Source organism: Mesorhizobium sp. (assembly GCF_004962925.1).
Lineage (GTDB): Bacteria > Pseudomonadota > Alphaproteobacteria > Rhizobiales > Rhizobiaceae > Mesorhizobium.
This window is the reverse complement of record NZ_SUEO01000050.1, coordinates 1-5,015: the sequence shown is the minus strand read 5'-3', so window position 1 is coordinate 5,015 and position 5,015 is coordinate 1. Positions and strand designations below refer to the sequence as shown.

At 62.5% G+C, this 5,015-nt stretch carries 4 protein-coding genes and 1 pseudogene; 1 reads left to right on the top strand and 4 read right to left on the bottom strand.

Features of this window, described 5'->3' with window-relative positions:
* Both E5W87_RS12830 and E5W87_RS12825 read right to left on the bottom strand, forming a co-directional pair.
* Positions 1 to 327 (bottom strand): acyltransferase family protein (locus E5W87_RS12830; protein WP_292397709.1); only part of this gene is annotated, 327 nt, incomplete at its 3' end.
* Between the two features lie 100 nt (positions 328 to 427).
* The gene (locus tag E5W87_RS12825) at positions 428 to 2,335 is read right to left on the bottom strand and encodes a propionyl-CoA synthetase (RefSeq protein WP_292397708.1); all 1,908 of its coding nucleotides are present in this window, start codon (positions 2,333 to 2,335) and stop codon (positions 428 to 430) included.
* A 144-nt stretch (positions 2,336 to 2,479) separates the two neighbouring features.
* Here E5W87_RS12825 and E5W87_RS12820 point away from each other — a divergent pair, with 144 nt between their 5' ends.
* On the top strand, positions 2,480 to 3,271 hold the full coding sequence (locus tag E5W87_RS12820) for a DUF2259 domain-containing protein (protein ID WP_292397707.1): 792 nt from the start codon (positions 2,480 to 2,482) through the stop codon (positions 3,269 to 3,271).
* A 483-nt stretch (positions 3,272 to 3,754) separates the two neighbouring features.
* On the opposite strand, the gene dhaK is transcribed toward E5W87_RS12820, so the two are convergent.
* Positions 3,755 to 4,741 carry a dihydroxyacetone kinase subunit DhaK gene (dhaK, locus tag E5W87_RS12815; protein WP_292397705.1) on the bottom strand — a complete coding sequence of 329 codons (987 nt, stop codon included), beginning with the start codon at positions 4,739 to 4,741 and terminating at the stop codon, positions 3,755 to 3,757.
* 34 nt (positions 4,742 to 4,775) lie between these two features.
* Positions 4,776 to 5,015, bottom strand: a pseudogene (locus E5W87_RS12810) (hypothetical protein); the annotation flags it as partial.

Below are 5,015 nucleotides of genomic sequence, written 5' to 3'. Positions count from 1 at the left end.
GAGCAGCACCGCCGCGGTGACCGGCGCGCAAATCCAGACCGCCGGCGCCAGCCGCTTCACCCTTGCCTCAAAAAACCGCAAGGGGCTGGAGTTTTCGGCGCTGAAGGCGATGACGAAGCCGCTGATGACGAAAAACACCTGCACGCCGACCCATCCGGAGCCGAGCATCTCCAATTCCGGATGCGGCGGGATGCCGCCGGTGGCCCGTGCCGAAACGCCGGCGGGAAAGGCCCACACCCAGTAACCGTAGTGGTAGAACATCACGAGGACGGCGGCGAGAAATCGAAGAATGTCGACGCCGCCAAATGTGGTTTTTTGCTGAGCCATGCCGTATCGTCGGTGGGCGCCCCGGCAAAACTGTATGGCGATTTGCTGCATTGCACAATAGCCAATTGGCTACCGGCGCGCTGTCGATGGCCCGATGTCTTTACAGACCGATCCCGCGTCCCTTCAGCACCGCGGTGATTTCATCGAGAATGACCGGGTCGTCGATGGTCGCAGGCATCGTCCATTCTTCCTTGTCGGCAATCTTCTGCATGGTGCCGCGCAGGATTTTGCCGGAGCGCGTCTTTGGCAGACGCTTGATCGTCACCACCGTCTTGAAGGCGGCAACCGGGCCGATCCGCTCGCGCACCAGGGTCACCACCTCGGTCTCGATAGTGCCGGTGTCGCGCGAGACGCCCGCATTCAGCACGACGAAGCCGAGCGGAACCTGGCCCTTCATCGCGTCGGCGATGCCGATGACGGCGCATTCGGCAACGTCGGGATGCGCGGCCAGCACCTCCTCCATGGCGCCGGTCGAAAGCCGGTGGCCGGCGACATTGATGATGTCGTCGGTTCGGGCCATGACGAACAAATAGCCGTCCTCGTCCATCATGCCGGCATCCGCCGTCTTATAGAAGCCGGGGAATTCGTCGAGATAGGCTTGGCGAAACCGGTCATCGGCATTCCACAGCGTCGGCAGGCAGCCGGCCGGCAGCGGCAGCTTGGCCACGACATTGCCCAGCGTGCCGCGCGGCACTTCATGGCCGGCATCGTCGAGCACGCGGATGTCGTAGCCGGGCATCGGCACGCCGGGCGAGCCGTATTTCACCGGCAGCAAGCCCAGTCCGGCCGGGTTGATCGTCATCGGCGAGCCGGTCTCGGTCTGCCACCAATGGTCGATCACCGGCACGTGCAACTTCTGCTCCGCCCATTTGATGGTTTCCGGATCGGCGCGCTCGCCGGCGAGGAACAGCGTGCGGAATTTCGAGAGGTCGTATTTCGGGACGAATTCGCCCTTTGGATCCTGTCCCTTGATGGCGCGAAAGGCAGTCGGCGCGGTGAACAGCGCGACGACGCCGTGCTCTGATATCACCCGCCAGTAGGTGCCGGCGTCGGGCGTGCCGACCGGCTTGCCCTCGAACATGACGGTCGTGCAGCCATGCAGAAGCGGGCCGTAGACGATGTAGGAATGGCCCACCACCCAGCCGACATCTGAAGCCGCCCAGAACACCTCGCCCGGCTTGACGCCGAACTCGTTATCCATCGACCATTTCAGCGCAACCATGTGGCCGCCATTGTCGCGCACGATGCCCTTGGGCTGGCCGGTCGTTCCGGACGTGTAGATGATGTAGAGCGGGTCGGTGGCAAGCACCGGAACGCAGTCGACATTGGCGCCCGCGGCCCGCTCTCGGGCGACGGCGTCGGCATAGTCGATGTCATGGTTTTCCCTGAGCTCGCAGCGCAGCTGGTCGCGCTGCAGGATGAGGCAGGCATCGGGCTTGTGCCGCGACGTCTCGATCGCCTTGTCGAGCAGCGGCTTGTAGGCGACGACGCGCCCGGGCTCCAGGCCGCAAGAGGCGGAAATGATCAGCTTCGGCTTGGCGTCGTCGATGCGCGTGGCGAGCTCGTGCGAGGCAAAGCCGCCGAAGACGACCGAATGCACGGCACCGATCCGGGCGCAGGCAAGCATGGCGAAGGCCGCTTCCGGCACCATCGGCATGTAGATGATGACCCGATCGCCTTTCTGGACGCCGCGGTTCTTCAGCACCGAGGTCAGCGCGACCACCTCGCGTTTCAGTTCGGCATAGGTGAATTTCCTGATCGTGCCCGAAATCGCGCTATCATGGATCAGCGCGATCTGGTCGGCGCGGCCAGCCGCCACGTGGCGGTCGACGGCGTTGAAGCAGGTGTTGCAGGAGGCTCCGCCAAACCAGCGCCCGTAGACGCCGGCATTCGGATCAAACACGGTGTCATAGGGTGAGAACCAGTCGATGGCTTTGGCCGCATCCGCCCAGAATTTCTCCGGATCGCGTTTCCAGCCGTCATAGACCTCGTGGTAGCGTGACGCCATCCAGCTTCCTCCCCAGGAACGTTTGCTGTCTTTGAAATAGCGTATGCTGTTTTTGCAAGCATGTGCAATTTCGTCTTTTGGCGACCTCGCCTTGGCTGCAAAACGCGGCCTGATGGTCCAGGGTCATAATGGGGGCAAGGTGCAATGAAGTTGCGATGCGAGGTTGCCGTGTTGGCGGCGGTGCTGTTGGTGCTCGCTTCCGCCGCTCAGGCCGGCGATGCGGCGGCGAGGCGCATTATCGGCTTTTCGCCGGACGGCAACTATTTTGCCTTCGAGCAATACGGCACGCTCGATGCCGGTGTTTCGGATTCGGGCTGGTCGGAGATCGACATCATCGACACACGCACCGACGACTTCGTCGGCGGCAAGCCGATCCGCATCGTCGATGAGACCGAAGATTCGACGCTGACAGTGGAGCAGGCGAGGGCACAGGCCGCCGCGCAGGCGGCACCTCTGCTCGCACGATATGCCATCGCGCCGCGCGGTGAACGGACGGCCGTGGACAAGTTCACCTTTCCCGACGACATGATCGCTTACCAAGACATTGCGCGCCTCGAGCAGGTTTCGCAGAAATGGCTTTCGCCGAGCTATGACGAGCTTGGCATCTCGACCATCCAGCTCGACCAAACCCTGGCCGAGAGCGTGACGGATTGCTCGTCAAATTTCGACGAGACGCAGCAAGGCGCCACGGCCGGCAAGGCGCTCGGTTTCCGCCTGACGCTGGAGGGACAGGATGGCAAGCCGTTCAAGCTGCTGCATGAGGACAAAGCCGTGCCCGGCTCGAGGAATTGCCCGACTTCCTACAGCCTGTCGGAATCCTATGCGTTCATCCCGGATGGCAAATCGGCAGTGCTAGCCGTGCTCGTGCAACGCTTCAGTCAGGGATTTGAAGGACGGGACCGCCGCTTTATCGCCGTGACCGGCCAGGTGCGTTGAAAGCCCGTTTACGCCCAGGCATCTCGGCGGGATCTCGACTGCGCCTCTCGGACTGGTTCTAGAGCAATTCCACGAAAAGTGTGAAACGGTTTTCCCGGGAAAAGCGCTTAGCGCTTTCCCTAGGGAATTGCGCAAAAACAAAGAGATAGAGCGGTTCGGCGTTTCCGTGAAACGATGAACCGGTCTAGAGCGGCAGCGCCGCAAGCACGAGTCCGACCCCACCAGCGATCAGCAAAGCGGCAGCGAGCGCCTTTCGGTGACGTTCGAAACCCGTCGGAGCCCGATCCCAATTGTAACGCATGTTCCGCCTCCCAACCGCGCCGGATTCCTTACCTTCCCAAAGGTAAACAAAGCAATATTGTGCCTAAATCCACCAAACTGGTCTGACAATGCTCGGCGTGGCGCATGACGGTGTTGTCACCGACTATTTTTGGGGGACTTTGCAAAATCCTGCTTCAGCGGCAGCTCCGTGTTTTGCCCGCGCTACATCGCCCAGCGCAGTGCAGCCGTATGCACCGGTGCGTCCCACAATGCGGTCGTCTCGTCGTCGAGCATGGTCAGCGTGATCGAGCAGCCGGCCATGTCGAGCGATGTCACATAGGATCCGACCAGTGAGCGGGTGACCGTCACGCCGTTGTTCTCGAAGATATTCCGGGCGCTGTTGTACATCAGATAAAGCTCCATCAGCGGCGTGCCGCCGAAACCGTTGATGAAGAGCAGCGCCGGGCCTTTCGCCCTGTCGCCCAGATCACCCAGGATTGCCGCGCAGATCTCCTCGGCGATGGCATTGGCGCTCTTCAACGTGTCGCGGCGGCGGCCGGGCTCACCATGAATGCCGACGCCGAACTCCATCTCGCCGTCGCCGATATCGAAGGTCGGCTTGCCGGCCGCGGGTACGGTGCAACTGGTCAGCGCCACCCCCATCGAGCGCGTCGCGCCATTGACGCGCTCGCCCAGCGCCTTCAGCTCCTTCAGTGCCATGCCTTGCTCAGCCGCGGCGCCGACGATCTTCTCGACCACCAGCGTGCCGGCGACGCCGCGCCGGCCGGTGGTGTAGGACGAATTCTCGACCGCGACATCGTCATTGGTCACGACTTGCACGACGCCCTCCGACATTTCGGCGGCCATGTCGAAATTCATCACATCGCCCTCGTAGTTCTTGACGATGAACAGGCAGCCGGCGCCGGTGTTGACGGCCTCCGCCGCCGCCATCATCTGGTCCGGCGTCGGCGAGGTGAACACCTGGCCGGGGCAGGCGGCATCCAGCATGCCATGCCCGACCAGCCCGCCATGCAGCGGCTCGTGGCCAGAGCCGCCGCCGGAGATCAGCGCCACCTTGCCCGGCTTGAGTATTTTGCGGCGCAGGAATTTATGCTCGTCGCCAAGCACAAGGATCTCGGCATGGGCGGCAACAAAGCCGTCGAGGCTTTCGGTCAGCACCGTGTCCACAGAATTCAGAAATTTCTTCATGACCGTCCTCCCGAAATGGCCTGACGCGGCGCGACTATGTCCCGCCCTTGCCGGCTATGCTGGTGATCTTCTGGATGAAATCGTTGACCGCCCGGTCGAGTGCCGCGTTCTGCTTGTCGTCGCCGAAATCGGGAACGATGAGCGAGACATGCCGCGTCTTGCGCATGCCTGACGCCACCGACATTTTTCCCGGATGCGCCTGATGGTAGGCGGCGAGGAACTGGTCGCGTTCGGCCGGGCTGAAATGGCAGACGGAGAAAATAGCCGGCAAGTG